The 26485-nt window shown below is 71.6% G+C and carries 27 protein-coding genes; 4 read left to right on the top strand and 23 right to left on the bottom strand.

Annotation, left to right across the window (positions count from 1 at the left end):
- Nucleotides 1-330: 330 nt before the first annotated feature.
- Nucleotides 331-915 carry a hypothetical protein gene (locus JNK12_05580; protein MBL8775377.1) on the bottom strand — a complete coding sequence of 195 codons (585 nt, stop codon included), beginning with the start codon at nt 913-915 and terminating at the stop codon, nt 331-333.
- 63 nt (nt 916-978) lie between these two features.
- Between JNK12_05580 and JNK12_05575 the strand changes: the two genes are divergently transcribed.
- Nucleotides 979-1578 (top strand): HEAT repeat domain-containing protein, encoded by a 600-nt coding sequence (locus tag JNK12_05575; protein MBL8775376.1) that lies wholly within the window; start codon nt 979-981, stop codon nt 1576-1578.
- Between the two features lie 64 nt (nt 1579-1642).
- On the opposite strand, the gene JNK12_05570 is transcribed toward JNK12_05575, so the two are convergent.
- The 8 genes from JNK12_05570 to JNK12_05535 all read right to left on the bottom strand — a co-directional run bounded on the left by JNK12_05570 (nt 1643) and on the right by JNK12_05535 (nt 8434).
- Nucleotides 1643-2995, bottom strand: a complete 1353-nt coding sequence (locus tag JNK12_05570; protein ID MBL8775375.1) for an ABC transporter substrate-binding protein — start codon at nt 2993-2995, stop codon at nt 1643-1645.
- Nucleotides 2996-3041: 46 nt separating this feature from the next.
- Nucleotides 3042-4154, bottom strand: a complete 1113-nt coding sequence (locus JNK12_05565) for a branched-chain amino acid ABC transporter permease (GenBank protein ID MBL8775374.1) — start codon at nt 4152-4154, stop codon at nt 3042-3044.
- A complete protein-coding gene (locus JNK12_05560) occupies nt 4151-5035 on the bottom strand; it encodes a branched-chain amino acid ABC transporter permease (protein ID MBL8775373.1) in 885 nt (294 codons plus the stop codon). The genes JNK12_05565 and JNK12_05560 overlap by 4 nt, the downstream gene beginning before the upstream one ends.
- Nucleotides 5036-5047: 12 nt before the next feature.
- Nucleotides 5048-5758: an ABC transporter ATP-binding protein gene (locus JNK12_05555; protein MBL8775372.1), complete on the bottom strand. Its 711-nt coding sequence runs from the start codon at nt 5756-5758 to the stop codon at nt 5048-5050.
- A complete protein-coding gene (locus JNK12_05550; GenBank protein MBL8775371.1) occupies nt 5755-6519 on the bottom strand; it encodes an ABC transporter ATP-binding protein in 765 nt (254 codons plus the stop codon). The genes JNK12_05555 and JNK12_05550 overlap by 4 nt, the downstream gene beginning before the upstream one ends.
- A 125-nt stretch (nt 6520-6644) precedes the next feature.
- On the bottom strand, nt 6645-7655 hold the full coding sequence (locus JNK12_05545) for a rod shape-determining protein (protein MBL8775370.1): 1011 nt from the start codon (nt 7653-7655) through the stop codon (nt 6645-6647).
- Nucleotides 7656-7661: 6 nt separating this feature from the next.
- Nucleotides 7662-7868, bottom strand: coding sequence for a hypothetical protein (locus JNK12_05540; protein MBL8775369.1), 207 nt, complete (start codon nt 7866-7868; stop codon nt 7662-7664).
- An 8-nt stretch (nt 7869-7876) separates the two neighbouring features.
- The gene (locus tag JNK12_05535; protein MBL8775368.1) at nt 7877-8434 is read right to left on the bottom strand and encodes a molybdenum cofactor biosynthesis protein MoaE; all 558 of its coding nucleotides are present in this window, start codon (nt 8432-8434) and stop codon (nt 7877-7879) included.
- A 78-nt stretch (nt 8435-8512) separates the two neighbouring features.
- On the opposite strand from JNK12_05535, the gene JNK12_05530 reads away from it, so the two are divergent.
- The gene (locus JNK12_05530; GenBank protein ID MBL8775367.1) at nt 8513-9775 is read left to right on the top strand and encodes a trypsin-like peptidase domain-containing protein; all 1263 of its coding nucleotides are present in this window, start codon (nt 8513-8515) and stop codon (nt 9773-9775) included.
- A 37-nt stretch (nt 9776-9812) separates the two neighbouring features.
- On the opposite strand, the gene JNK12_05525 is transcribed toward JNK12_05530, so the two are convergent.
- Nucleotides 9813-10832 (bottom strand): NAD-dependent epimerase/dehydratase family protein, encoded by a 1020-nt coding sequence (locus tag JNK12_05525; GenBank protein ID MBL8775366.1) that lies wholly within the window; start codon nt 10830-10832, stop codon nt 9813-9815.
- A 17-nt stretch (nt 10833-10849) separates the two neighbouring features.
- On the opposite strand from JNK12_05525, the gene JNK12_05520 reads away from it, so the two are divergent.
- Entirely contained in the window at nt 10850-12136 is a 1287-nt protein-coding gene (locus JNK12_05520; GenBank protein MBL8775365.1) for a zinc-dependent metalloprotease, read from the top strand.
- A gap of 93 nt (nt 12137-12229) precedes the next feature.
- Here JNK12_05520 and JNK12_05515 read toward each other — a convergent pair whose 3' ends face one another.
- From JNK12_05515 to JNK12_05455, 13 genes are all read right to left on the bottom strand, one after another.
- Nucleotides 12230-13012, bottom strand: a complete 783-nt coding sequence (locus JNK12_05515; GenBank protein MBL8775364.1) for an MOSC N-terminal beta barrel domain-containing protein — start codon at nt 13010-13012, stop codon at nt 12230-12232.
- The gene (locus tag JNK12_05510) at nt 13009-14499 is read right to left on the bottom strand and encodes an MFS transporter (GenBank protein ID MBL8775363.1); all 1491 of its coding nucleotides are present in this window, start codon (nt 14497-14499) and stop codon (nt 13009-13011) included. The genes JNK12_05515 and JNK12_05510 overlap by 4 nt, the downstream gene beginning before the upstream one ends.
- A gap of 114 nt (nt 14500-14613) precedes the next feature.
- On the bottom strand, nt 14614-15324 hold the full coding sequence (locus JNK12_05505; GenBank protein ID MBL8775362.1) for a response regulator transcription factor: 711 nt from the start codon (nt 15322-15324) through the stop codon (nt 14614-14616).
- On the bottom strand, nt 15324-16556 hold the full coding sequence (locus tag JNK12_05500; GenBank protein MBL8775361.1) for a sensor histidine kinase: 1233 nt from the start codon (nt 16554-16556) through the stop codon (nt 15324-15326). Before JNK12_05500 ends, JNK12_05505 begins: the two co-directional genes overlap by 1 nt.
- The gene (locus JNK12_05495) at nt 16556-17395 is read right to left on the bottom strand and encodes a 5'/3'-nucleotidase SurE (protein ID MBL8775360.1); all 840 of its coding nucleotides are present in this window, start codon (nt 17393-17395) and stop codon (nt 16556-16558) included. The genes JNK12_05500 and JNK12_05495 overlap by 1 nt, the downstream gene beginning before the upstream one ends.
- A complete protein-coding gene (gene phoU / locus JNK12_05490) occupies nt 17395-18219 on the bottom strand; it encodes a phosphate signaling complex protein PhoU (GenBank protein ID MBL8775359.1) in 825 nt (274 codons plus the stop codon). The genes JNK12_05495 and phoU overlap by 1 nt, the downstream gene beginning before the upstream one ends.
- A gap of 2 nt (nt 18220-18221) precedes the next feature.
- Nucleotides 18222-18881, bottom strand: coding sequence for a hypothetical protein (locus JNK12_05485; protein ID MBL8775358.1), 660 nt, complete (start codon nt 18879-18881; stop codon nt 18222-18224).
- Nucleotides 18882-18895: 14 nt separating this feature from the next.
- Complete coding sequence (pstB, locus tag JNK12_05480) at nt 18896-19765, bottom strand: phosphate ABC transporter ATP-binding protein (GenBank protein MBL8775357.1); 870 nt, start codon at nt 19763-19765, stop codon at nt 18896-18898.
- A gap of 2 nt (nt 19766-19767) precedes the next feature.
- Nucleotides 19768-20727 carry a phosphate ABC transporter permease PstA gene (pstA, locus tag JNK12_05475; protein MBL8775356.1) on the bottom strand — a complete coding sequence of 320 codons (960 nt, stop codon included), beginning with the start codon at nt 20725-20727 and terminating at the stop codon, nt 19768-19770.
- 8 nt (nt 20728-20735) lie between these two features.
- The gene (gene pstC / locus JNK12_05470; GenBank protein MBL8775355.1) at nt 20736-21656 is read right to left on the bottom strand and encodes a phosphate ABC transporter permease subunit PstC; all 921 of its coding nucleotides are present in this window, start codon (nt 21654-21656) and stop codon (nt 20736-20738) included.
- Complete coding sequence (locus JNK12_05465) at nt 21653-22726, bottom strand: substrate-binding domain-containing protein (protein ID MBL8775354.1); 1074 nt, start codon at nt 22724-22726, stop codon at nt 21653-21655. Before JNK12_05465 ends, pstC begins: the two co-directional genes overlap by 4 nt.
- 214 nt (nt 22727-22940) lie before the next feature.
- Complete coding sequence (locus tag JNK12_05460; protein MBL8775353.1) at nt 22941-24056, bottom strand: phosphate ABC transporter substrate-binding protein PstS family protein; 1116 nt, start codon at nt 24054-24056, stop codon at nt 22941-22943.
- A 131-nt stretch (nt 24057-24187) separates the two neighbouring features.
- A complete protein-coding gene (locus tag JNK12_05455) occupies nt 24188-25840 on the bottom strand; it encodes a sigma-70 family RNA polymerase sigma factor (protein MBL8775352.1) in 1653 nt (550 codons plus the stop codon).
- A 198-nt stretch (nt 25841-26038) separates the two neighbouring features.
- Here JNK12_05455 and JNK12_05450 point away from each other — a divergent pair, with 198 nt between their 5' ends.
- Complete coding sequence (locus JNK12_05450; GenBank protein ID MBL8775351.1) at nt 26039-26368, top strand: hypothetical protein; 330 nt, start codon at nt 26039-26041, stop codon at nt 26366-26368.
- The last annotated feature ends 117 nt before the right edge of the window (nt 26369-26485 follow it).

Genomic DNA, 26485 nt, shown 5'->3' with positions numbered 1-26485 from the left:
GACGCGACACGGCCGGTCGGGGGCACGGTCCCACAAGCCGCACGTCCTCGACCGGCCGAACCTTCCGCCGTCGCTGCCCCGTCCCGTCGGCGCCGCACGGCGCCCCGGTTCCCGGGGTCCTACTCGTTCGACCCCGTCCCGCCGGTGACGTGGGGTCGACGCCTGCGCTCCGCGCTCGGCGTGATGCTCGTGGTGGTGGCGGTCGGGCTCGGGCTGGCCGCTTCCCTCGGGATCGTGGCCGTCTTCGTGAGTCGAGCCCTCGAGGGTGCCGTCAGCTGAGCCCTGCGGGCGTCGGGTCCCCTCCCCGGGGACCCGACGACCACCGAACGATCAGCGACCGAACAGGCCCCGTCGAGCACCCATGCCGTTGGTGGTGCCGACGGACTCGTCGTCGAGCGACGGCGGGGGCGGCGGGGGCGGCGGGATGGTCTCGAAGACCGGCGTGGCGGGCTCGGGCTCGCCGAACGACGGCGCCTCGGCCATCGGCTCGGGGGCGCTGAAGACCTCGGAGCCTCCGAAGTGCTCGCCCAGGAGGGGCTCCGGCGCCGCGGGGGACTCGGCGGGCTCGTCCATGAGGGGGAGGTCCATCCAGCCGCCACCCTCAGCAGGGCCGCCCGCCACGGGGGCCGCCGGTGCCGGCGCCGGCTCGGGGGCCGAGAAGGGGGCCATGAGCGGAGCGGGCTCGGGAGCCGAGACCACCGGGGCCGCCGCTGGTGCCGGCGCCGCTGCAGGCTCGCCGCCGACCTCGACCCGGAAGTACGGCTTGAAGTCGAAGGCCACCTCTTCCATGCGGAAGATGCGGGCGTGGTCCACACCATCACCGTTGCGGAGCCGCTCGACGTACGAGACGGCATCCTCGAGGGCTTCGGTCTGGTGGTAACCGGGCTGCCCGTCAGCAGTGCGATAGATCACCATGTGCGACACGGTGGTACTCCTTCCTGTGGGAACACACCCCAATCGGGCGCGGACGAGGGCATCTTGAGCGAACAGCACCGAAAACGACGGCGGGAGGCAGCCCTCGCGGGCCACACCGGCGACGAGCCTGCGGCCCGCGCCCTGCTCGCCCACCCCGATCCCACCACGCGGTCCACGGCCCTCGGCGCCCTCGGCCGCCTCGGCGTGCTCGCCCCGGCCGACGTGGCCACGGCGCTGGCCGACCCGTCACCCACGGTGCGCCGCCGGGCCGCCGAGGAGGTGGCGGCCCACGATCCGGGCCCCACCTGCTCGTTGCTCGGCCTGCTCGCCGACGAGGACGCCACCGTGGTGGAGGTGGCGGCGTGGGCCTGCGGCGAGCGGGTGCCGGCCGAGCCCGGAGCGGTCGAGGCGCTGTGCGCCCTCGTCGCCGACCATGAGGACGCGCTGTGCCGGGAGGCCGCGGTCGCCGCTCTCGGCGCCATCGGCGACGCGGCCGCGCTGCCCACGATCCTCGCGGCCACGAGCGACAAGGCCACGGTGCGGCGGCGGGCGATCATCGCCCTGGCCCCCTTCGACGGGCCCGAGGTGGACGCGGCCCTCGAACGCGCCCGCACCGACCGCGACTGGCAGGTCCGCCAGGCCGCCGAGGATTTGTTGGCATGAAACGCCGACGGGCCGCACCCCTGCCTGGCAGGGGTGCGGCCCGACGGATCGAGCGGTGGCGGAGCTAGCCCTGGGGCGTGAACTCCGCGCTCTGGCCTTCGAGGTCGATGGGGTCGCCCACGAAGTCGAAGAACTCGCCGTTGTACTGGCCGATCTGGAGCGTCTCGATCGGGAACGGGTCCTCGGCGCCGTTGGTGGTGAAGCTCACCCCCGGCAGCAGCAGGCCGACCTCGACGCCGTCGAGGCTGTAGGCGCTCTGCATGATGTTCTCGCGGGTGAGCTCAGGGGTGTTGCGGATGGTCTCGGCCAGCAGCTGGCCGAAGGTCCACCCGATGCCCACCACGCCGTCCTCGACCTGCTCGGCCGAGAGGCCGTGGGCCTGGCCCTGCTCCTGGAACTCGACCATGGCCGGGTCGTCGTCCCACTGCGGATCGGCCGGGTCCTTCAGGTAGATGGCCGAGAGCACGCCGTCGGCGGCACCGGGGCTGGCCAGGCCGATCACCGTCGAGGAGGTGCAGGTCTGCGACAGCCACACCGTCTCGGGATCGAAGCCCGACTGCGCCTGGAGGGCGTCGAGGGCCTGGGGGCACTTGAGGGCCGTGGCCGCGAGGACCACGGTGTCGGCACCGCTGTTGGCGATCGAGGTGACCTGGCTGTCGACGTCGCTGTCCGACGGCTCATAGCTCTCCTCGGTCACCACGGTGATGTCCGTGCCCTCGGTGAGGGTCTCGAACGAGTTCACGTACTCCTCACCGAAGTCGTCGTTCTGGAAGAGGATGGCGACCTTGGCGTCGGGGTTCTCCGCCTCGAGGTAGTCCACGAACACGCCCATCTCGGTGGCGTAGGTCGGCAGCGAGCCGATGGTGAAGGGGTACTCGTCGGGGTTGCCCCACAGCGCCGCGCCGGTGGCCGCGTACAGCTGGGGCACGCAGTCCTGGTTCAGCGTGTCTCGGATGGCGAGGTTGTTGGGGGTGCCGACCACGTTGAAGATGCCGAACACCTGGTCCTGCTGGATGAGCTGCTGGACGTTGGAGACGGTCTGGCCCGACTCGTAGCCGTCGTCGGTGACCTCGACGGTGACCTCACGACCGTCGACGCCGCCCTCCTCCGAGTTCAGGTAGTCGAAGTAGGCGTTGTAGCCCTCGGCGATCTTCGAGAAGGCCGCGAACAGACCCGACTGCGGGACGCTCGTGCCGAAGGTCACCTCGCCCTCCGGCGCCACCTCGGTTGGGCTGGTGGTGCAGTTGCTCGTGTCGATGGTGAGCGGGCCCGCCTCCTCACCGGATGCCGTGGTGCCGTCGCTGCCGCCGGAATCGCCGCCGGAGTCCTCCCGGCCGCCACCGCCACAGGCGGCGGCGGTGAGGACGAGCGCGAGGGCCAGCGCCGACCAGCGCGCCCATCGGGTCCGAGTGGTCATGGTTGTCTCCTGTGTTCGGGGTTGCAGGGTGAGGTCGTCGGAGGGATCAGGACGCCGCGGCTGCGGGCGGCTCGGTGGGCTCGGGCGCCGGCGGGGCCGTCGGCGTCGAGGCCCGACCGGGCAGGTGGCGGGCCAGGAAGGCCCACAGACGCTTCAGGCCACCGATGATGCCGCCGGGCAGCACGAGCATCAAGACGATGAGCAGGCCGCCGTAGATGACCTGGGACAGCGCCGGGTTGATGTCCTGGGAGTACTCGGGCACGAAGACCACGAAGAACGAGCCGACGATGGGCCCGAAGATGGTGGCGGCACCGCCGATGACGAGGGCGGCGAGGAGCTCGATCGACTTGTTGATGGTGAACGAGTTGGCGTCCACGAACGGGGTGTTGATCACCGACATCGAGCCGGCGATGCCCGCGAGGGCGGCGCTCAGCCCGAAGGTGATCACCTTGTAGGCGGCGAGGTTCACGCCGACGACCTCGGCGGCGACCTCGTTGTCGCGCACGGCGATGAGCGCCCGGCCCACCCGGCTCTTGACGAGGTTCCGGGCCAGGACGAACAGCACCACGGCCATGATCAGCAGCATGTAGTACACGAACTGGTCGTTGGTGAGGTTCGACCAGCTCGGCACCTGGAATCGGGGCACGACCTTGCCCTGGGTGCCGCCGGTGACCGACGAGAACTTCTTGATCACCAGCGTGAACGTGGTGGCGAAGGCGAGGGTGGTGAGGGCCAGGTACAGGCCCTTGATGCGCAGGGCGGGCACCCCCACCAGGGCCCCCACGATGAACGAGATCAGCGCTCCGAGAGGGATGGTGGCCAAGTAGGACCAGCCGTGGTCGGCCACCAGGATGGCCGTCGTGTAGGCCCCGATCCCGAAGAAGGCGCCGTGGCCGATGGAGATCTGGCCGTTGAAGCCCGTCAGCAGGCCCAGGCCGAGCACGGCCACCGAGAGGAAGATGACCTCGTTGAACTGCCGGACCCGGAACTCCTGGTAGTAGAGCGGCAGCTGGTAGAGGATCACCGCGGCGATCACCACGACCGCTGCCTTGAGGCCGAAGACCTTCCAGTTGCGCGTGGCGGGCGGCTCGGGGTGGGGGGTCTCGTCGGCCCAGGGCGCCTCGGGTGGCTCCTCCATGAGCTCGGTGTCGGAAGTCATACCCGAGCCACCGTCTGCTTGCCGAACAGGCCGCTCGGCTTGACCAACAAGATGACCAGGATGATCACGAAGGCGGCCCCGTCACGCAGGTCGGTGCCGACGAAGCCGACGTAGGCACCGACGAGCTCTTGGACCACCCCGACGATCAGTCCGCCCACCACGGCCCCGAGCGGGCTGTCGAGGCCGCCCAGCGTGGCGGCGGCGAAGGAGAACACGAGCACCGAGATCATGAAGTTGGTGTCGAACTGTGAGTTGCGGGCCGCCGTGAGGCTGCCGGCGAGCGCACCGAGCGCGGCGGCGAGGCCCCAGCCGATCATCAGCATGCGCCCGACCTGGATGCCCACGAGGCCGCTGGACTCCGTGTTGGAGGCCACGGCCCGCATGGCGAGGCCGAGCTTCGTCTTCTGGAAGAGCAGGTAGAGCACGAAGGCCACGATGGCCAGCACGGCGAGGCGACCCAGCAGGTCGGCGTCGATGCTGACCCCGCCGAGGTCGTAGGCCTCGTTGGGGAAGGGGTTGGCGAAGGTACGGGCTTCGGTGCCCCATATCCACTGCGCCAGCGCGTTCAGGGCCAGGAACATGCCGACGGTGACGATCACGATGTTCAGCGGTGACCCTCCCTCCACCGGCCGGATGATCACCCGCTCGATCAGCGCGCCGCCGAGCAGCGACAGCAGCATCGCCGCCAGGATCGAGACCCAGACGTTGGCGCCGTTGTACTGGAAGGTCCAGGCCACGAACGTCGAGAACATGGCCATCTCGCCCTGGGCGAAGTTCAAGATGCCGGTGCTGCGGAAGATCAACACGATGGCCAGGGCCAACAGGGCGTAGATCGACCCCCGCCCGATGCCCACGATCAGCCGCTCGAGGAACAGTTCCACCGTCGTCGTCTCCTAGTACCCGAGGTAGGCCTTGCGCACCGACTCGTCGGTGCGCATCTCGTCGGCGGTTCCGCTGGCCACGATGGTCCCCGCTTCGAGCACGTAGGCCCGCTGGGCGATCTCGAGGGCCAGGTTGGCGTTCTGCTCCACGACCAGGAGGGCGGTGCCGGTCGACCGGTTCAGCTCGCCCAGCTGCTCGAACAGCTCGCTGGTGACGATCGGGGCCAGGCCCAGCGACGGCTCGTCGAGCAGCAGCAGGCGGGGACGGGAGATCGCGGCGCGGGCGATGGCCAGCATCTGCTGCTCGCCGCCGCTCATCGAGCCGGCGGCCTGTGTCCGGCGCTCGCCGAGGCGGGGGAACGTCTCGTACCACCGCTCGATGTCGGCCTCGACCTCGTTGTCCTTGCGGATGTAGGCGCCGAGGCGCAGGTTCTCCTCGACGGTGAGGTCCACGAAGGTGCCCCGGCCCTGCGGCACGTGGGCGAGGCCGCGGCGCACGATGTCGTCCGGGCGCTTGCCGAGGACGGACTGGCCGTCCACCAGCACCTGACCCTTGCCCTTGATCATCCCGGTGACGGCCCGGATGGTGGTGGTCTTGCCGGCGCCGTTGGCCCCGAGGATCACCACCACCTCGCCCTCGTCGACGGTGAAGTCGAGGCCTCGCAGCACCTGGACCAGGCCGTAGCCGGCCTCGAGGCCCTTGGCCTCCAGCAGGGGACTCATGCCGGCGTCCCCAGGTAGGCCTCGATCACCTTCGGGTTGTCCTTGATGGCCTCGGGCAGGCCCTCGGCGATCTTCGACCCGTAGTCGAGCACCACGATCCACTCGGAGATGCTCATCACCATGGCCATGTGGTGCTCGACGAGCAGCACGGTGAGGCCGAACTCGTCGCGCAGGCGCTGCACGAGGCCGGCGAGCTCGTCCACCTCGGCATGGGTGAGGCCCGTGGCGGGCTCGTCCAGCATGAGCAGCTTGGGGTCCGAGACGAGGGCACGGGCGAGCTCGATGCGCTTCAGCGTCCCGTAGGGAAGCCCGGCGGCGGGAGCGTTGGCGTACTGGGCGAGGTCGAGGCGTTCGAGGATGTCGAGGGCCTTCGCGCGCTCGGCCTTCTCCTCTCTCATCGCTCCGGGCAGGCGGAAGGCGGCGGTGAAGAAGTTGGCCTTGGTGGCCGAGTGGCCGCCGATGATCACGTTCTCGAGCACCGACAGGGACGGCACGAGGGCGAGGTTCTGGAACGTCCGGGCGATGCCGTTGGCAGCGATGGCGTGCGCCGGGATCTTCACCAGGTCACGGCCGTCGTAGGAGATGGTGCCCTCCGACGGCTGGTACAGGCGGCTCACGCAGTTGAACAACGTGGTCTTGCCCGCGCCGTTCGGGCCGATGAGGGCGCAGATCTTGCCGGGCTCGATGTGGAAGCTCAGGCGGTCGAGGGCCACGACTCCGCCGAAGCGCACGCTCACGTCGTTCACCTCGAGCAGTGCCATCGATCGCCCCTCCCCCTGGAAATCCGAAACCCTGCCTGGGCAACGGGGGGCACCCTAGTGGCTCCGGACCCGTCGGTCCGCGTTCAGCTCGGGTTCACGCCGCCGGGTGGCGTCGGAGCCCTGGGTCAGCGCCGGGTGTTGTCCTCCATGAACATGACCTTCAACGCCTCGTAGGACTCGATGCAGCGTCCCGCACCCAGGGCCACGCACTCGAGCGGCAGGTCGACGAGACGCACCTGCACGTCGGTCTCGTCGGTGAGCCGCTGATCGAGGCCCCGCAGCATGCCCCCGCCACCGACGAGGTGGATGCCCTGCACGATGAGGTCCTGGGCGAGCTCGGGCGGGGCGTTGCCCAGACAGGCCACCACCGAGTCGATGATCGCGCTGACCGGCTCCTCGATCGCGGCCCGCACCTCCTCGGGCGACAGGATCACCGTCTTGGGCAGGCCGCTCATGAGCTCGCGCCCACGCACCTCGGCCTTGAACTCGTCCTGGGTGGGGTAGGCCGACCCCATCGTGATCTTGATCTTCTCCGCCGTCTGCTCGCCGATGGCGATGCCGTACTCGCGGCGGATGTACTGCGTGATGGCGGTGTCGATGTCGAACGAGCCGACCCGGACCGCCTGGAGCGCCACGACGCCCCCGAGGGACAAGATCGCGGATTCGGAGGTGCCGCCGCCGATGTCGATGACCATCGAGCCCACGGGCTGGTCGATCGGGAGGTTGGCTCCGATGGCCGCGGCCATCGGCTGCTCGATGAGCTGGGCCTCGGCCGCTCCGGCCCGACGCGCGGCCTCGGTGACCGCCCGCCGCTCGACCGCGGTGATGGCGGACGGCACGCAGATGACCACCCGCGGGCGGTTGAAGCGGTTCACCCCCACTCGTTGGAGGACGAGGCGGATCATGCGCTGGGTGATGTCGAAGTCGGTGATGGCCCCTTGGCGCAGCGGACGCACCGCCACGATGTGGCCGGGCGTGCGCCCGATCATCTGCCAGGCGTCGTAGCCGACGGCCAGCACCTCGTGGGTCTGGTTGTTCAGGGCGATGACCGAGGGCTCGTTGAGCACGATGCCCTGCCCGCGCGCGTAGACCAGGGTGTTGGCCGTTCCCAGGTCGATGGCCAGGTCGCGCGCCAGGGTCGACTACCCCTTGGGCGTCGGGCCGGCGGGCCCGTCGGATCGGGGGACGCCAGGCTGGTCCGGGCGGTCGGGGGCGATGGCGCGCATCTGCTCGGAGAAGGAGTCGACGCCGTGGTACACGCCCGAGGGGCCCCGGTGTCGGGCCCACACGACGAGGATGCCGATGGCGGAAAGGACGATGGCGATCAGGAGGAAGAGGAGGTTTCCCACGGGTTCTCTCAGTCGACGGAATCGGAGGTGGCGGCGGCGCGCCCGGTGGCGGCGGGCCGGGACGCGTCGAGCGGGTGGCGTTCGGCGACCTCGGCGATCGGGGTGCCGTCGAGGCCCCAGTCCTCGCCGCCCTCCCAGGCCTCGCGCTTCCAGATGGGCACGGTGGCCTTGAGGCGGTCGATGGCGAAGCGGGCGGCGCTGAAGGCCTCGTGACGGTGCGCGGAGGAAGCGACGACCACCACGGCGGCCTCGCCGACGGCCACTGGTCCGACCCGGTGGAGCAGCGCCATGCGGCCGAGGTCCCAACGCCGGCGGGCCTCGGCGGCGATGGCGGCGAGACGGGGGACCACCTGCTCCTCGTACGCCTCGTACTCGAGCTCGGTGACGCCGGGACGGCCCTCGGCGTGGTCGCGGGCGGTGCCGCAGAAGGTCACCACGGCGCCGCAGTCCGGTCGGACGGCCCAGTCGGTGGCCGCCCCGATGGGCAGCGCCGCCGAGGTGAGGCCCACCCAGTCATCGGCCCCAGCGGGGGCAGGCGGCAGTCCAGACGGGTCCACGCATCCCATGGTAGGGGCCGACGGCGCAGACGGAGAGGTTCGGAGCGCGCGGTCCCCTCGCCGGGGGGCGTCGGTAATGTCGCCGCCATGTTGCCGCCGGAGGGGCCCGAGGAGGACGGGGACGACCTCGTGCCGCCCCTGCCCCCGGAGGACCGCCTGTGGCGACACCCCTCCGAGTTGGGCGCCGCGGCGCACGCCACCCCCGCGGCCCCGGCGCCTGCGGCCCGAGCGCCCCGGGCACCCTCGCCGTGGCTGGTCGGGGCCGTGGCGGGACTGACCGGCGCGGTGGCCACCCTCGCCACGGTCGTCGCCTTCGGCGGCTTCGACGACGGCGCCGGCGTGGAGCGCACCGTCGTCGAGCGCGTCGCCGTGGCGCCCACCGCCACGTTGCCGGTGTCCATCGGTGAGCCACCGGACGGCGAGGCCGGCGTGGCCGGCGTGACCGCGGGCATCTCGCCGGCGGTCGTCCGCGTCGAGGTCACCCGCGCCCCCGCGGAGGGCGCGGACGACGAGACCACGACCACCGGCTCGGCGGTGGCGTTCCGCGACGACGGCTACCTGCTCACCAGCGCGGACCTCGTCGATCACAGCGTCGCGGTCGTGGTCGTCCTCGGCGACGGGACCCCCCGGGACGGGCGGGTCATCGGCACCGACCCGCTCACCGACGTCGCCGTGGTGCGCGTCGACCTGGACGCGGACACGGACCGGGTCCCCACGGCCGTGCTGGGATCGGTCGACGACCTCGCCGTGGGGCAGCCAACGCTGATCGTCGGGTCGGGTGGTGGCACCGAGGGTGGCCCTGCCGTCACCTCGGGCATCGTGAGCGCACTGGGCCGGTCTCTCCCGGCCACCGGATCGGCCCCGACCCGCCACGACCTCATCCAGACCGACGCGCCCCTCGATCCCTCCGCGACCGGCGGAGCGCTCGTCGATCGCCGCGGCGCGGTGGTGGGCATCACCACGGACCCACCCGACGAGACGGCGGGCGGGCTCAGCTTCGCCATCCCCATCGACACCGCCCGGGCCGTCGCCGACGAGATCATCCTCACCGGCACCGCCCACCACGCCTGGCTCGGCATCGAGGGCTCGGACGTCGAGGCTCGCCGGGCCGACGACCTCCAACTCGCCGGAGGGGCCCAGGTCGCCACCGTGGCCGAGGGCAGCCCCGCCGACGAGGCCGGGTTGGCTCCCGACGACGTGATCACCTCGGTCGACGCCGTGACCGTCACCTCCATGGCCGACCTGGTCGTCGAGCTGCGACGGCACGAGCCAGGGTCCACCATCCTCATCGCCTTCGTGCGTGACGGTCGCCCAGGGTTCGCGGTGGCCCGTCTCGGCGAGCGGGCCTGACCTCTACCTCTCGTACCTCTCGTACCTCTCGGCCGGATCAGGCCCGGCGGCGCCGGAGCACGGCACGGACGGCCAGCGCCGTGGTCAGGAGGCCGGCGAGGACACCGACGCCGACGCCGGCGAGCACGACCTCCTGGCGGCGGCGGCCGCTGAGGGCGGCCCAGCCCGTGGGCCGGTGCGAGGACACGTAGGCCTCTTCGTTGCTGTTCTCGGGGGACCAGCCCGCCGCCCGCAGCTTGTCGTTGGCCACCACCCACGGGTTGGCCACGTAGGCCACGACGCCCGGCGGGGTGGGGGTGAGGCCGAACTTCCAGCGCCACGCTGCCACGCGGGTGACCAGCCGCTCCGGAAGGCGCACGTTGGGACCCCGGCCGGCGAGGGCGCGGAGGTCGTCGGCCTTGATCCAACCATCAGGCGCCACGTTGTAGACGCCCCGGAGGTGCTCCCGACGGGCGAGGTCGACCGCGTCGGCGAGGTCGTCGAGGTGGACGAACTGGCTCGGCGCCTCGGCGTCGCCCGGGCGCAGGCCGGTGCCGCTCCAGAGCGACTGCGCCAGCCAGGCCGTGCGCTCCTCGGCCACCGCCACGGTGGGCCGCAGGACCGCGACCCCGAGGGACGGGTGCGCATCGGCCAGCTCCCGGGCCAAGCGCTCGACCTCGGCCTTGTGGGTGGCGTAGGCGAGGCCCGGGTTGGGACGGACCGGCGCCTCCTCGGTCAGCGGCACCGGGTTGTTGGGCCAGGCGCCGTAGACGGTGGCGCTGGACAGCACCACGACGTGGTCGATCCCGACCGCGCCGGCGGCATCGAACAGGTGGCGGGTCCCCTCGACGTCGACGCCGCCGTTGCCCGTGCCGTCGAGCTCGGCGCCGTCGGTGCGCCCGAGGTGGACGAGCGCAGCGGCACCCTCGAGGGCCACCTTGAGCTCCGCGGCGGGGTGCTCGAGACCATCGGTGAGGTCGAGCTCGACGACCCGATCCACGTCCGGATCGGCCTCGAGCCGCGCCCGCACCCGCCGGCCCAGCGCGCTCGCCGCGCCGGTGAGGACAACGGAGGTCACGGCTCTACGATGCCCGTGTGAGCGATCCCGGTCCATTCGGGGACGATCCGTTCAAGGGCATGCCCTTCTTCGGCGACCTCGCCAAGATGCTCTCGACGCAGGGCCCGGTGAGCTGGGAAGCCGCCGGGCAGCTGGCCCTCTCGATCGCCAGCGGCGGCGAGTCGGAACCCAACGTCGACCCGATGGAGCGCATCACCCTGGAGCAGCTCGCCCGGGTGGCCGAGCTCCAGGTCACCGCCGCCACGGGGCTCAATCCCTCTGCCACGGGTCGGGGGGTCACCATCCTCCCGGTGACCCGGACGCAGTGGGTGCAACACAGCCTCGACGCCTACAAGCCCTTGTTCGAGCACCTGGCCACGTCGCTGACCCCCGATCCGAACGCGGCCGTCGAGCCCATCGAGAACGACCCGTTCGGCAGTGGCGACCCGGGCGCCTGGCTCGCCCCGCTCATGGCCATGATCGGGCCGATGATGCTCGGCATGACCGCCGGCTCGATGCTCGGGCACCTGTCCCGGCGGTCGTTCGGGCAGTACGACCTGCCGGTGCCACGACCCGAGAGCGACGAGCTGCTCCTCGTCGTCGCCAACCTCGACGAGTTCGGGGCCGAGTGGAGCCTCCCCGCCGAGGACCTCCGACTCTGGGTGTGCCTGCACGAGCTCACCCACCACGCCGTGCTCAACGTGCCCCACGTGCGGGCCCGCCTCGAGAGGCTGCTCACCGACTACGTGTCGAGCTTCGACCCCGACCCTGGCGCCCTCGAGTCCCGCCTCGGCGACGTCGACCCCACCAGCGGCGACGCCCTCTCCCACTTCCAGAACGTCATGGGCGATCCCGAGGCCCTCTTGGGCGCGGTCCGCTCCCCCGCCCAGGTCGAGCTGCTGCCCCGCCTCGAGGCGCTCGTGGCCGTCATCGTGGGCTACGTCGACCACGTCATGGACCAGGTCGGCGGCCGCCTCATCGGGTCCTACGAGATGGTCACCGAGGCGCTCCGCCGGCGCCGGGTCACCGCCGACGAGTCCGACCGCTTCGTCGAGCGCCTGCTCGGCCTCGAGCTCGGCCAGGACCAGTACGAGCGGGGCGAGGCCTTCATCGCCGGCATCGTCCAGCGGGCGGGCGCCGAGGTGCTCGAGCGCCTGTGGGCCGACGAGGCCGACCTGCCCACGCCCGCCGAGATCACCGCGCCGGGGCTGTGGCTGGCCCGAATCGGCGTCGAGTTCGACCTCCCTGCGGACCTCGAGGTGCCCGACGACCTCAGCGACCTCGACGATCCCGGTGCCCCCGACGACGGCGCCGGCACCCCCTGACCCGCCGGCACCCTCTCACCTGCCGGCACCCTCTCACCCGCCGACACTGACCTCCGGGCGCTGACGGTGGGCCGGGCCGGGCGCCTCCCAGGGTCACGAGGGCAAGAGCACGACCTCGTCACCCACGGCGACCTCCCCCGCGGCCGCGATCGAGGCGTAGAGCCCGAGGTTCCCCCCGTGATCGCGGTTGACCGTACGGAGGATGTCCAGGTCCCGGGGGAGCCCACCCTGGGGCCGGGTGGTCATCGGGCACCGGATGGTGGGCTGGTCCACCACGACCTCGGCGGCCGAGCCGAAGCGCAGGCGGTGGCCCACCCACGCATCCTCGACGAAGTCGTCGCCCTCGACGTCGACCAGCACCGTGGGCCGGAAGCGCTCGACCGCCCAGGCGCCCTCGGGGTGGCGGCCGGCGGCGGCTCGCAGGCTGGCGGTGGTGAGCACGTGCACGTCGGCCAGGTCGTAGAACGTCCCGGGCGGGCAGAACCACTCGAAGGTGTCGAGCGACTCGTCGTCGATGTTGAAGCTCATGGCGTAGTTCCGCGACTCCCCCGGTGGCGCGGGCTCGACGCGCACGGGCCGGCCCAGCCAGGCCGACACCGCGTTGCCGGCCGCCGCGGACGGCGCCGCCAGCCACTCCCCGCCGGGGAGGCGCACCTCGATGCCCGACGGCGTGGTGCGGGCCTCGGCGTCGAGCAGCTCGGGCACGCTCTTGGCCGACAGCACGTGGCCGCTCTCGGCGTCGACCACGCCGAGGACGCGGTCACCGACGAGCCCAGCGCCGCCGAAGGTCGCCCGGTCGAGCACCTCGCCTTGGAAGGACTTCACGGGATACCGGGCGAGGCGGGCGACCCGGCCCACCACGGTGGCGTCGCTCATGTCCTCGAGGACCGGCCGCCGACCCTGCGGTGGGAGCGCCGGGTGGCGGGCGGGGCGGGATCGAGCCCGGGGACGGGAGCGGGAGCGGGATCGTCGGCCGCCGACGGCGCGTCGGCCGCATCCGGGGCGTCCGACTGCTCGCTCTTGGCCCGCCGCCGGGCCCGCAGGTGCTGCACCCACGCCTTGAGCGAGGTCGACACGGACGCCGGCGCCTGCGGCTCCCGCCGCCGGCGGCGCGACGACTCCGGCCGGCTGGCCTGCTCGCGCACGCTGCGCCGGCCGACCACGTAGGTCACCAGGGCGAAGGCCGCGGCGAAGGCCACCAGCAGCTCGCCCACCCGGGCGGGGATGGGCAACACGACCGGGATGAAGGCGCCGAGCACCCAGTAGATCTGGAAGCGCGTCTCGAAGCGGGCGAACATCCGACCGCGGTTGGCGTCGGGCGCGTCACGCTGGACGATCGAGTCGAACGAGAGCTTCGCGGCGCCGGCGGTGATGCCCAGAGCGAGTGCGATGAAGGCCATACCCCACAGGCCGCCGATCCAGGCCGCCAGCAGCGCCGCAACCACGGCCGTGCCGAGGGCGCCGATGAGCATGTCCTCTTCGTCGGTGCTCCGGCGGATGCGCGGGGAGAGGGCGGCGCCGAGCAGTCCGCCCGCGGCGCTGAAGGCGACGATGACCCCGAAGTGCCACGTGGGGTCGTCGTTGCGGCGCAACTCGAAGGCCAGGAGGAACGCGAGGAACCCGACCACCCCACGGAGGACGCCCATCGCCCCGGACGCGAGGTGGATGCCCATGCTGTGCAGTTCCTTGCGCTCGGCCTCGTCGGCCGGCTCGCTGGCCACCGGGGTGTCCGGCAGGCGGGTCGCCGCCATGGCGGCCACGGTGAAGACCATCGCAGCCAGGCCGATCACCCACTCGGAGCCCCCGAGCTTGGCCAGGAGCAGACCGGGCGGCACCGCGATCACGCCGGCCAGGCCCGAGATGAGCGACAGCTTCGAGTTGGCCTCCACCAACTCGGCGTCGGTGCGGACGGTGGTCGGCACGATGGCGCTCTTGGCCACCTGGTAGCCCTTGCCGAGCACGAGGATGGCGAACGCCTCCGGGAACAGCCAGAGGCTGTCGAGGTTGCCGACCATCACGATGCAGATCAGCACCCGCAGCGCGGCCGACCCCATGACCATCCACTTCCGGCCGCCGCCGGCCCGGTCGATGGCGGGGCCGATGAGCGGGGAGACCACGGCGAAGGGCGCCATGGTGAGCAGCAGGTACAGCGCCACCCGCCACCGGGCCGCCTGGGGGTCGATGCTGAAGAACAGCGAGTTGGCCAGCGCGACCGCGATGAGCGCATCGCCCGCCACCGAGAACGCGTGCACCCGGGCGAGCCGGGCGAAGGGCGAGCTGACGAAGATGTCCTGGGGCCGTTCGGGATTCGGCGCACGACGCGGCCTCCACCCGTGTCCCACGGGTTCGGACGACTCGCTCACGGTGCCAAGCGTAGAGGGGACCACGCTGGACCCTTTCCCCGCCCGCGGGGTTCGGACACGGCGATCAGCCGGAGCGTACCGCAGGGGGTCAAGACCGCCCGGCCCGCGGCGCGTTCAGCCCCGGGGGCTGTCGTACTTGTACCCGAGGCCGCGGATGGTGATGATCCGCGTGGGGTTCGAGGGGTCCTCCTCCACCTTGGCGCGCAGCCGCTTGACGTGGACGTCGAGGGTCTTGGTGTCACCCACGTAGTCGTGGCCCCAGACCCGATCGATGAGCACGTCACGGGTCAGCACACGGCCGGCGTTGTCCAGCAACAGGGCCAACAGCTCGAACTCCTTGAGCGGGAGGCTCACCTGCTCTCCGCGGATGGTGACCTCGTGACGCTCGGGGTCCACCGCGACGTCGCCGACGGCGAGGACCTCGTTGCCAGGGTCGGCGGGGCCCGCTTCGGTCGGCGCCCGACGCAACACCGCTCGCATCCTCGCGACCAGCTCACGGAGGCGGTACGGCTTGGTGACGTAGTCGTCGGCGCCCACCTCCAGGCCGACGACGGTGTCGATCTCGGCCCCCTTTGCGGTGACCATGATGATGGGCACCTTGGACCGGGAGCGCAGCTCCCGGCACACATCGATGCCGGACACCTTGGGCAACATGACGTCGAGGAGCACGATGTCCGGGCACACGACGTCGAACAGGTCGAGGGCCTCCGCTCCGTCGCGGGCCACCTGCACGCGGAATCCCTCGCGCTTGAGGCCGACGGTGAGCGCATCGATGAACGAGTCCTCGTCCTCGACCACGAGGACGGTGGGCGACTGGGACGACATCAGGTGCATTCCTCGGGGGTGGGCGACTCGATGGCGGGGAGGCGCAGAGTGAACGTGGCACCTTCGCCCTCGAGGGAACGGACGGTGATCTCCCCGCCGTGGTTGGTGGCGACGTGGCGGACGATGGCGAGACCCAGACCAGTGCCCCCGGTCTCACGGCTGCGACCGGGATCGACCCGGTAGAACCGCTCGAAGATCCGCTCGTGATCACGCGCGGCGATGCCGGGCCCGTGGTCGACCACGGCGATCTCGACCCAACCGTCCACCTGGCGAACCCCGACGTCCACCGACGCTCCGGGCTCGGAGTACTTCAGCGCGTTGTCCACGAGGTTGAACAGTGCCGAGGTGAGCTGGCGGCTGTCGCCCTGCACCCACGGGTCCCCGTCGACCTCGACGGCGACGTCGATGGCCCGTTGCTCGGCCGCCGACGCCGTGCGGGCGACGACTTCCTCCACGACGTTGCGCACCGGGAGGCGGATCCGGTCCGCCTCCTGATCTCCCTCGATCGCGCTGAGGGACAGGAGGTCCTCGATGGTGTCTCCCACCCGATGGGCCTCGGCCAGCATCCGGTGGGCGAGGCGGGCGCGATCCTCACCGTCATCGCTGTCGATGAGGGTCTCGGCGAGCAGTGCGAGGGCGCCGACGGGCGTCTTGAGCTCGTGGCTGATGTTGGCCACGAAGTCCCGGCGGACGAGCTCGAGGCGCCGGCGCTCGGACACGTCCTCGATGATGGCGAGCGCACCGGTGGCCGTGCCGTCGGCGGCGAGCGCCAAGGGGTACGCATCGATCTGGAGGACACGCCGGGGCGGGCCGAACAGCTCGATCTCGGTCGACGCCGGCGCTCCCACCCGCGCCTCCAGGAGCTGTTCGTCGATCGCCGCCGACACCAGGGCGTCGCCGTGGCGAGCCTGGGAGTACACGGCACCCACATCGTTCTCGAACACCCGGGTGCCTTCGGCATCGCAGATCACCACTCCCTGGGGGATCGCATCGAGTGCTCGCACGAGCTGCTCGGACGCCAGCGCATCGCTCAGCCGTGCCGTCGCCGACTCCACGGACCGGTCGAGGTCGTCCAACTGCTCGCCGAGGCGACCCACCGGTGCCGGGATCCGTCCTTCGAGGCGACCGGCAGCGCGGGCGATCCTCCGAGCGATGGCGTGCTCGCGGCGCAGCAGCGCGGCCCCGGTCACCCCGATCGCCCCGGCGATCACGACGAGGCCCGCGACGAGCATCAGGTCGACCGTGAGAGCAGTGCGCGCTCGAGGTGGGCCACGACGTCGTCGGCGCCACCGGCCGAGCGCGGATCGGTGGGCGCGCCGGCGGCCGTCACCGCCCGGATGCCGACCAGCTCGGTGACGGCGGCGAAGCCGGCAAGGACCAGCGCGGTGTCGGAGTCGGGGGGCAACACCTCGCCGGTCTCGCGCAGCTCCATCTGGAGTCGGCCCACGGTGCCGACCGCAGCACCCTCGGCGAAGTCCGCCTCCGCGATGGCCGCACGCACGGTGCCGAAGGGCGCCAAGGTCGCCCATCGCACGCCGGCGAGGTCGTCGAGGGCCCGATCGGGAACGTTGACGTTCAGCACGGTGCGCTCGGGCGCCGCAGTCAGCCACGCGACACCCTCGACCGCGAGCGCCGCCGCAGTGTCCCACCGCATCGTCGGACCCGGTTCCAAGCTGACCGCCAGAGCGGACACCCCGAAGTTCGCCGCCGTGAGCGCGGCGCCGACCGTCCCCGAGTGCAAGGTCGCCCGTCCCGTGTTGGCACCGGGATTGATGCCCGAGACGACGAGCTCGGGTGGGTCACCGAAACCGCCGAGGCGAGCCGCGAGCACCGCGAGCGCCGGTGGACCGTCGACGCCGAACGCGGGCACTCCGGTGAGGCCGGGCAGCTCGTGGGTCTCGACGTCGATGTGCTCGTCGACGTGGAGGCGTCCGAGGGCGGCACCGCTGCCGCTCATGTCCGTCCGCGGAGCCGCAACCACCAGGTCGTGGCCGGCCGCCGCCAGCGCCACGGCGAGAGGGAGGATGCCGGGGGCCGACACGCCGTCGTCGTTGGTGACGAGGACGCGCATCAGCCCTCGTCGGCGGGGGTCTCGGCCAGATCGTCGCGACCGTCGTCGACCTGGAGCGGGGACGTCTCACCATCGGGCCCAGCGGACGGCGTGGCGTCGGACGGCGCTCCTTCCGCAGCCAGGTCGGCCGCTCCGGCCTCGCGCGCCCGGGCCCGCGCCGCCCCCTCCTGCTCGGGCAGCCACCCGGTCACCATGTAGCGAACACGCTCACCCATGTTCACGGCGTGGTCACCGATGCGCTCGTAGTAGCGGCCGATGAGCGCCAGCTGGACCGCGGCCTGGAGGTCGATGGTGGTCGACGAATGCGACTCGAAGATGGCCTGGATGTAGTCCTTGTGGAGGATGTCGAGCCGGTCGTCCATGTCGTCGAGTGCCGCCGCCAGCCCCGCGTTGCGCTCCACGTACGCGTCGACGGCGAGCTTGAACAGCCGCTGTGCCTCTTCGCTCATGCGCTGGATGAGCCCGCGGACACGCGGGTCGTACTCCACCCCGTAGATGCGTCGCGCGCCTTTCATGATGTTCACGACGAGGTCACCGGAGCGCTCGATCTCCGAGGTGAGGCGCAGGGCGGTGACGATGGAGCGGAGGTCGCCGGCCATCGGCTGTTGCAGGGCCAGCAGCTGGTAGCACCGCTCCTCGACCTCGAGGGAGATCCCGTCGAGCACGTCGTCGCCGTCCACGAGGCGCTGGGCCTCCTGGAGGTTGTTGGTCAGGAGGGCCTCGGTGCCACGGGGGATGATCTCGGTGACCATCGCCGCGAGTCGCACGATCTCGTGCTGCACCTCGTCGAGCTCCTGATGGAACGTCTTGCGGATGTCGGGCATGGTCACCTCACCTCGGCGACGAGGTGGTCGGGATCACCGGTCAACAGGTAGCGGAGGCGGGCCCCCATCACGCTGGCGTGATCGGCGATGCGGTCGAAGGCCTGGCCGGCCGTGGTGGTGGCCAGGGCGAGGGGTACGGCGTCGGGCCGGTCGAGCAGGAGCAGCTCGGCCGTGAGCCGGTCTCGGTGCACGGTCATGGACGGCGAGCCCGCCGCGAGCTCCACCGCGGTGTCGAGGTCGTCGGTGGCCCAGGCACGCAATGCTGCCCGGTAGCGGTCCGTCGCTTCGTCGGCCATGCCCTTCAGGATGTCGTACGTGGCCGGGTTCGAGGCGATCAACGGCTGATCGGGAGCCAGCTTGAGCACACGGAGCGCCAGGTCGCCGATGCGCTCGAGCTCACCGAGCACGCGTATGACCGAGACGATGAGGCGCAGGTCCGACGCCACGGGCTGCTCCCGACGCAGCAGGTCGTAGCAGCGCTCGGTGAGCGACAGGTTCATCGCGTCGATCTCGTCGTCGGCGGACACGCCCCGGTCGGCGAGATCCTCGTCACCGGTGGTGAGGACCTCCCGCATGCGCTCGAGGTTCTGGTCGACGCGCACCCCCATCACCTCGACCTGGAGGCGGACCTGCTCGAGCTCGCCCGTGTACGTCAGACGCACGGGACCGGCCTCCACTACCCGAAGCGCCCGGTGACGTAGTTCTCGGTGCGCTCGTCGCCCGGGTTCGAGAAGATCTTCTCGGTGGCGTCGAACTCCACCAGGATCCCCGTCCGGGTGTCGCTCTCCTCGCTCACCTCGGCGGTGAAGAACGCCGTCTTGTCGCTCACCCGAGCGGCCTGCTGCATGTTGTGGGTGACGATCACGATGGTGTACTCGGCCTTGATCTCGTCCATGAGGTCCTCGATCCGAGCCGTGGCGATCGGGTCGAGCGCCGAGCACGGCTCGTCCATCAGGATCACCTCAGGGTCGACGGCCAGCGCCCGAGCGATGCACAGCCGCTGCTGCTGACCGCCGGAGAGCCCCATCGCCGAGTCCTTCAGACGATGCTTCACCTCGTCCCACAACCCCGCCCGCTGCAGCGAGCGCTCGACGATCTCGTCCATGTCCCCGTCGAGGCCGGCGACCTTCGGACCGTAGGCGATGTTGTCGTAGATCGACTTGGGGAAGGGGTTGGGCTTCTGGAACACCATGCCGATGCGGCGACGGACCTCGACGGGGTTGACCGCGGGGTCATAGAGGTCGACTCCGTGGTATTCGATCGAGCCGTCGACCCGAGCGATGTCCACCAGGTCGTTCATCCGGTTGAAGCAACGTAGGACCGTGGTCTTGCCGCAGCCCGACGGGCCGATGAAGGCCGTCACCTCGTTGGCCAGGACCGACAACGACACGTCGCGCACGGCCCGGTACTCGCCGTAGTACACGTTCAGGTCCGAGACGTGGAACACCGGCAGGTGGGCCGCTCCGTCGCTGTGGTGGGCCACCTCCGGCGCGTGGAGGGCAGCCGCCTCCTGCGGGTCGGCCTGGGTCGTGGCGGCGTCCGACATGGTCACCTTCTCTTCTTCTCGTAGTGGTTGCGCAGGAGGATGGCAGCGGTGTTGGCGATGAGCACGACGACCAGCAGCACGGCGATGGCCGCCGAGGTGAGCGCCCGGAAGCCTGCATCAGGTCGACCGGCCCACGTCGTGATGACGATGGGCATGGCCGTGAACTTCTCGGTCAGCTGCGAGACGTCGAGCATCCCGGAGTCGCTGGCGAGACGGCCCGTCACCGCCCCGACGAGGATCAGGGGAGCCGCCTCGCCGAGGGCCCGCGCCAGCGCGAGCACCGTGCCGGTGAGGATCCCCGGCGCGGCGTACGGGAGCACGTGGCTGCGGATCACCTCCCACCGGGTGGCGCCGACGCCGTAGCCCGCCTCGCGGATGCTGTCGGGGACGGCGCGGATCGCCTCGGCCGAGGTGATGATCACGATGGGGAGGACCAGCACGGCGAGCGTGATGCCGGCGGCCATCGTCGATCGACCACCGGTGAGGGCGCCCGCGGTCTTCACGAAGATGGCGAACCCGAGGATGCCGTAGACGACGGAGGGCACCCCGGCGAGGTTGCGGATGTTCAGCTCGATGAAGCGGCTGAAGCGACCCTTCGTCGCATACTCCTCGAGGAAGATGGCCGCTCCGATGCCGATGGGAAAGGCCAGGACGACGACGTAGTACCCGATCCAGAACGACCCTCGGAGACCCTGGAACACGCCGGCGTCGCCGGGCTGCGCCCTCAGGCCCGCGCTGAGGAAGGACCAGAGCCGGCTGGTGAGGACCTCCCACCCTCCCGTGATCACGTCGACCAGGAGGACGACGAGGATGAACACCGCGAACAGCAGCGCGGAGAGGACGAGCGCCTTGAAGATCGTCCCCCACGCGTCGCGCTTGTTACCCGTGATGCGGGCGCGCACGATGTCGGTGGTCGTGGGGATCCGGCTGGTGCGCCCTTCGGCGGGGACGGTGGTGGCCACGGGGTCCTCTAGTACTTGTGGCGCACGCGCCGCACGAAGCGGTCGGCACCGAGGTTGAGGGCGAAGGTGATGAGGAACAGGACCAGGCCGACGAAGAACAGGCTCTGGAACGTGAGGCCGGCGCCCCGGACGGAGTCGGTGCCCGAGGCCACCGAGGCCATGGCCGCGGTCATGGTCTGCCCCGGGCCGAGCGGGTCGGTGGTGAACAGCGATCCACCGCCCGCTCCGGCAGCGATGAACACCACCATGGTCTCCCCCATGGCCCGGGAGATGCCGAGGATGAAGGCGGCGGCGAGCCCCGACACCGCCCCGGGCAGGACGATGCGCAACGTGGTGGTGTGCTTGCGGGCGCCCATGCCCGCCGACGCCTCCCGAAGGGAGTCGGGCACCGAGCGCAGGGCGTCCTCCGACACGGAGGCGATGAGCGGGATGGTGAGGATGCCCACGCCGAGGCCGGCGGCCGCGAGGTTGGACTGGGTGGCCCCGCTGAAGAAGCGCTGGATGATCTCGGGCGAGATGAACGTGAGGGCGAAGAAGCCCAGCACGACGCTCGGGATGCCGGCGAGGATCTCCAGCATCGGCTTCAGCACGCTGCGGACCTTCGGCGGGGCGTACTCGGACAGGTAGATGGCCGACGCCAACCCCACCGGGATGGCCACGATCATGGCGATCACGGTCACGATGAGGGTGCCGGCGAAGATGGTCTTGAGGTCATAGAGACCACGACGGGGGAACCAGCCCGTGCTCCACACGGTGGCCCACTCGACCTTCGTCATGAAGGTCCACGCCTCGCGCACCAACGAGAAGACGATCAGGGCGCTGATCAGCAGCGACACCAGGGCCGCGAGACGCAGGAAGAAGCGCACCGTGCGTTCGGTGCGCATGCGGGCGGGGTCGCCCTGCAGGTCGCTGAGGGTGATCGAGCTCATGGCGTCTCCTCCCCGGCCCGGGTGCCGGTGCGGCGCTCGGACCACGCCGCGGCGCTCTCGGCGAGGGCGTCGTCCGAAAGGGGCACGTAGCCGACCTCCTCGACGGCGGAAAGGCCACCGCGCAGGTAGTAGTCGACGAAGCGGTCGACCTCGGGGCGCTCGGCCGAGGCCTTGTTGACGTAGAGGTAGAGCACACGGGACAGCGGGTAGCTGCCGTCGCCGATGGTCTCGGCGCTCGGCTCGACGCAGCCGGAACCACCGTCGATGGCCAGCTCCTTCACCAGGTCGCCCGCCTGCTCGGCGAAGGCGAAGCCGACCCAGCCGAGCGAGCTGTCGCTGCCCTCGATGGCGGCCAGGATGGCGTTGTCGTCGGCCTGCGAGGTGTAGTCGGGACGGGTCGTCTCCACCTGCTCCTCGGCGACGTCACCCGACTCGGCGCGGGTCTCGGCGATGCCCTTGAGCGCGAGCTCGACGAAGCTGTCATAGGTCCCGGACTCCTCGCCGGGGCCGGTGATGTCGAGGGAGGCGTCCGGCAGGGTGGTGGTCGACCCCAGCTCCGTGGCCAGCGACTGGGCATCGGCCCAGTTCTCGGTGCCCTCGGCCTCGGGGCCCACCAGGGCGTAGAGGTCGGCGAAGCTCAGGCAGTCGACGGCGTCGTTGGCGCTGCTGGTCAGGACCGAGAGACCGTCGATGGCGACCGGAACCTCGATGAACTCGATGCCGTTGTCGGCGCAGTCCTGGCGCTCCTCGGGCTCGATGGGACGGGAGGCGTCGTTGATGTCGATGTCACCCTGGCAGAACAGCTGGAACCCGTCGCCCGTGCCCGGGCCGTCCACGTCGACCTGCGAGCCGGGCGAGACCTCGGCGAAGCGCTCCGCCACCGCGATCGAGATCGGCTCGACCGTGGAAGAGCCCGAGATGGTCACGGTGCCCGTCGACTCCCCACCGTCGTCGTTCGTCCGGCTGCCGGCGCCGGCGTCGGTCCGTCCTGTCTGGAGCAGGCCGATGGCCAGCGGCAGGTACACGAGCGCCAGGAGGGGCCAGATCAGGTGGCGGCGCTTCAGTCGCACGCAGGTCGCCCTTTCACGTCCCGAACGCTAGGGAGGGCGGGTGACGAGTCGAGGTGGCCGAGGTGAACGCCAGGTGAACGGGCAGCGAACGATGGGTGCGACCGCCAGGTGACCGTGCTCTGATACCTCACCTGCGGGACGCGCAACGGCCCCCTGCCGGCGCGGGGAGCACGCGGGCAAGGGGCCGGAGCGGGTGCTGCGGTGTGACGGGGAATCAGCCGCCGGAGGCGAGGCTTCCCGTCTGGCGGGACTCCCAGGTCGCCGTGGCGTCGGCGAGTCGGGCCTCCGGGATAGCCACGTACCCCGTCTCGGTGACGGCGCTGATGCCGTCGCCGAGGAAGTAGTCCACGTAGGCGGCCACGGCCGGGTTCTCCTCGGCGGTCGCGGCGTTCACGTAGATGTACAGCGACCGCGAGATCGGGTAGGTCCCGTCGGCGATGGTCTCGGTGCTCGGCTCCACGCAGCCGTCACCACCGTCGATCGCGAGCTCCTTGACCTGGTCGCCCGCCTCCTCGGCGAAGGCGAAGCCGACCCAGCCGAGCGAGCTGTCGCTGCCCTCGATGCCGGTCAGGATGGCGTTGTCGTCGGCTTGCGAGGTGTAGTCGGGACGGGTGGTCTCCGCCTGGTCCTCGGTGATGGCACCCGCCTCGACGCGGGTCTCGGCGACGTCGCCGAGCGCGAGCTCGATGAAGCTGTCGTACGTGCCGGACTCCTCACCGGGGGCGGTGATGTCGAGCGGCGCATCCGGGAAGGTCGTGCTCGACCCGAGCTCGGTCGCCAGCGCCTGGGCGTCGGCCCACGACTCGGTGCCCTCGGCCTCGGGGCCGACGAGGGCGTAGAGGTCGGCGAAGCTCAGGCAGTCGATGGTGTCGTTGGCCGGGTTGGTCAGCACGGAGATGCCGTCGATGCCCACCTCGAGCTCGATGAACTCGACGCCGTTGTCGGCACAGGCCTGGATCTCCTCGGGGTCGATGGGTCGGGACGCGTCGCTGATGTCGGTCTCCCCGTTGCAGAAGAGCTCGAAGCCGTCCCCGGTGCCGGGGCCGTCGACGTCGACGCTGACGTCAGGAGCGATCTCCGCGAACGACTCGGCGACCGCGGTGGAGATGGGCTCGACAGTGGACGAGCCCGAGATCACGACCTCGCCGGACACGTCGGAGGCCGAACCGCCCTCGCCGGCGTCCGTCGCCGCGGTGGTGTCGCTGCTCGAATCGGTGGCGTCGTCGTCGCTGCTGCAGGCCGCGGTTGCGAGACCCACCACGGCGAGGATCGCCACCAACCACATGATGTGGCGCTTCTTGGTGAACACATGCCCTCCTTCGGGCGTCATCGGCCGCCATCCGATGACGGCCGTCGCCGAGGAAGGTACGAAGGCGGGGTGGCGGGCAGCCGTGGTCACGGTGAACCCGAGGTGAACGCCACCCCAAGGTTCGGTGCGCCGTCAGATGGGCGTCAGCCCGCTCACGCCACCGTCACCGTCGCGGTGCGCTCCACGGTGCCGCCCGGGCCGGTGGCGGTGAGGACGTACGTGTACGTGCCGGCCGACGCCCGGCAGACGCTCGAGACGACGGTGCCCGGGCACACGCCCTGGCTGCCGGCCGGCGACGAGGACGACAGGCCGGGGCCGCTGACCGAGATCGTCGTCGCCCCGGAGGACGACCACGACACCACGACCTGACCGTTGGGGTGGACGGTGCCGACCCGGGACGGGCTGGCCGAAAGGGCCCCCTCCGGGGCCGGTGGTGGCGGTGGCACCGTCACCACCGGGGGGTCAGCGGGTCCGGGGGGCGGCGCGGCGCCGCCGCTTCCCGGGTCGACGACCACATCGGTGACCTCATCGGAGACATCAGGCCCTGCCGGCGGCTCATCGGCGCCGGGCAAGGGCGTGAGGACCATCGTCCCCTCGCCGAGGGTGGTGCTCGTGGTGGCCGACGGCTCGGGGCGATCGGCCACGGTCTGGGAGTCGCCCAGGCCGCCGTCGTCGAGCGCCTCGACCCCCAGCACCAGGACCGCCAGGATCGCCACGACGCCCAAGGCGACGAGCGTGGCGGTTCGCCGGCGGGACCGGCGGGCGTGGCGGTCCGCCACCCCGGGTCCCCCCGGACTCGCACCCCCCTCCGATCCGGCGCCCGTCCCCTCGGATCGACCGGCGTCGGCCGGTCCACGCTCGGCCGGTCCACCCGGGCCGCCGTCCGAGGGGCCGGGCCCGTCCGGCGTGACGGCCGCCGACGCCTCGGCGCCGACCGACGTCGAGCCGCCCATGGGGACGCCGGCGCCGGCCAGCGCCGCGGCCGCCTGCTGCTTGACCCCGAGGGCGACCACCGGGATGGGCAGCGCCGCGAAGAGCTTGGTGGGGTCGAGGCGCAGCTCCCGCCGCCGGGTGCACGCATCGCAAGCGGCGGCGTGGCGGTCGGTGACCCGCACCGTGCGCGCATCGAAGGAGGTGACGCCCTCGGCGGCCAACTCCCGCCGGAGGCGCTCGCAACGGGGCCGCCCGCCCTGCCAGAGCACCCGGCAGGCCACCGCGGTGGACAGTCGCCCGCGCATGCGGTGGACGAGCTGGTTGGCGGCGTTTCGGTTGATGCCGAGCACGTCGCCGATCTCGGCGGGCTCGAGGCCGTGGCGCAGGTGCAGGTCGAGGGCGGTGAGGTCACGCTCGCCAAGAGCCTCTGCGGCACCCCAGACCAGCGACTGGACCTCGCGGTCCTCAGCCACGAGAACGGGGTCGGATCCGTTCTGGACGCGGTCGGCGGCCGCACGCTCGTCGGTCACCTCCGCGACCGCCTCGGTGCGTCGGTGGCCAGCCGAGCGGACCACGTCGAGGGCACGGTTGCGGGCGATGCGCAGCAACCAGCCACCGAACGCCGCCGGGTCGTCGAGGCGGTCGACGCGCTGCCAGGCCGCGAGGAACGCGTCCTGGGCGACGTCGGCGGCGAGGCCGTCGTCGCGGGTGACGCGCCGGGCGAGGTCGTGGACGCGGTCGAACCACCGGTCGTAGAGGCGGCCGAACGCGTCGGGGTCGCCGGCGCGCAGGGCGAGGACGAGACGCTCGTCCTCGCCGCGGTCGGCTGCCCGGGCCTCGTCGTGCGGGCCTGCGTCGCCTGGCTCTTCCATGGGGATCTCCTCATCATGCTCCCGTTTCCCTCCTGGGTCACCGGGCCTGACGGGCGAGCGGCTCCCGCGCTTACGAGAGGCCGCGCCGGGACACCTCCGAGAAATCTTCCGCCGAGGGTGTAAGCGCGCCGGGGGGTGCCCCGTCAGGCGGTCCGTACGAGCCGGAACCGCCGGCTCGACGGACCAAGGAGCACGACCATGACCAGCACCCTGACCACCACCCTCCGCCGCCTGGCCCTCGTGGGCGCCCTCGGCGCCGGCCTCTTCGGGATCGCCGCCCCCGCCGGCGCCAACCCGATCCCCGCCGGCCCCGGCGACATCACCGCCTGCCCGCCCCACGTCGACTGCGACGGCTCGGACATCCCCGACGGCCCCGACGACTTCACCGCCCCCGACCCCGAGCCCACCGACCCGGGTGACGGCGACGGCGGCGCCACCGACCCCGGCCCGGAGGTCGACGGTTCCGACGTGCTGCCCCCCGCCCCCGTCGGCGACGTCGTCGTGGCCAACCCCACCTTCACCGGCTGATCCCCACGGATCGGACCGACCACCCGTCCCACCCTCGCCGGGCCGGCCCACGGGCCGGCCCGGCGCCGACCCCGAGGAGCACCATGACCACGACCCGAACCTCCGCCCAGCACCCCC

This window comes from Acidimicrobiales bacterium, from assembly GCA_016794585.1.
Lineage (GTDB): Bacteria > Actinomycetota > Acidimicrobiia > Acidimicrobiales > DATDAH01 > JAEUJM01.
This window is presented reverse-complemented; position numbering and strand designations above follow the sequence as displayed.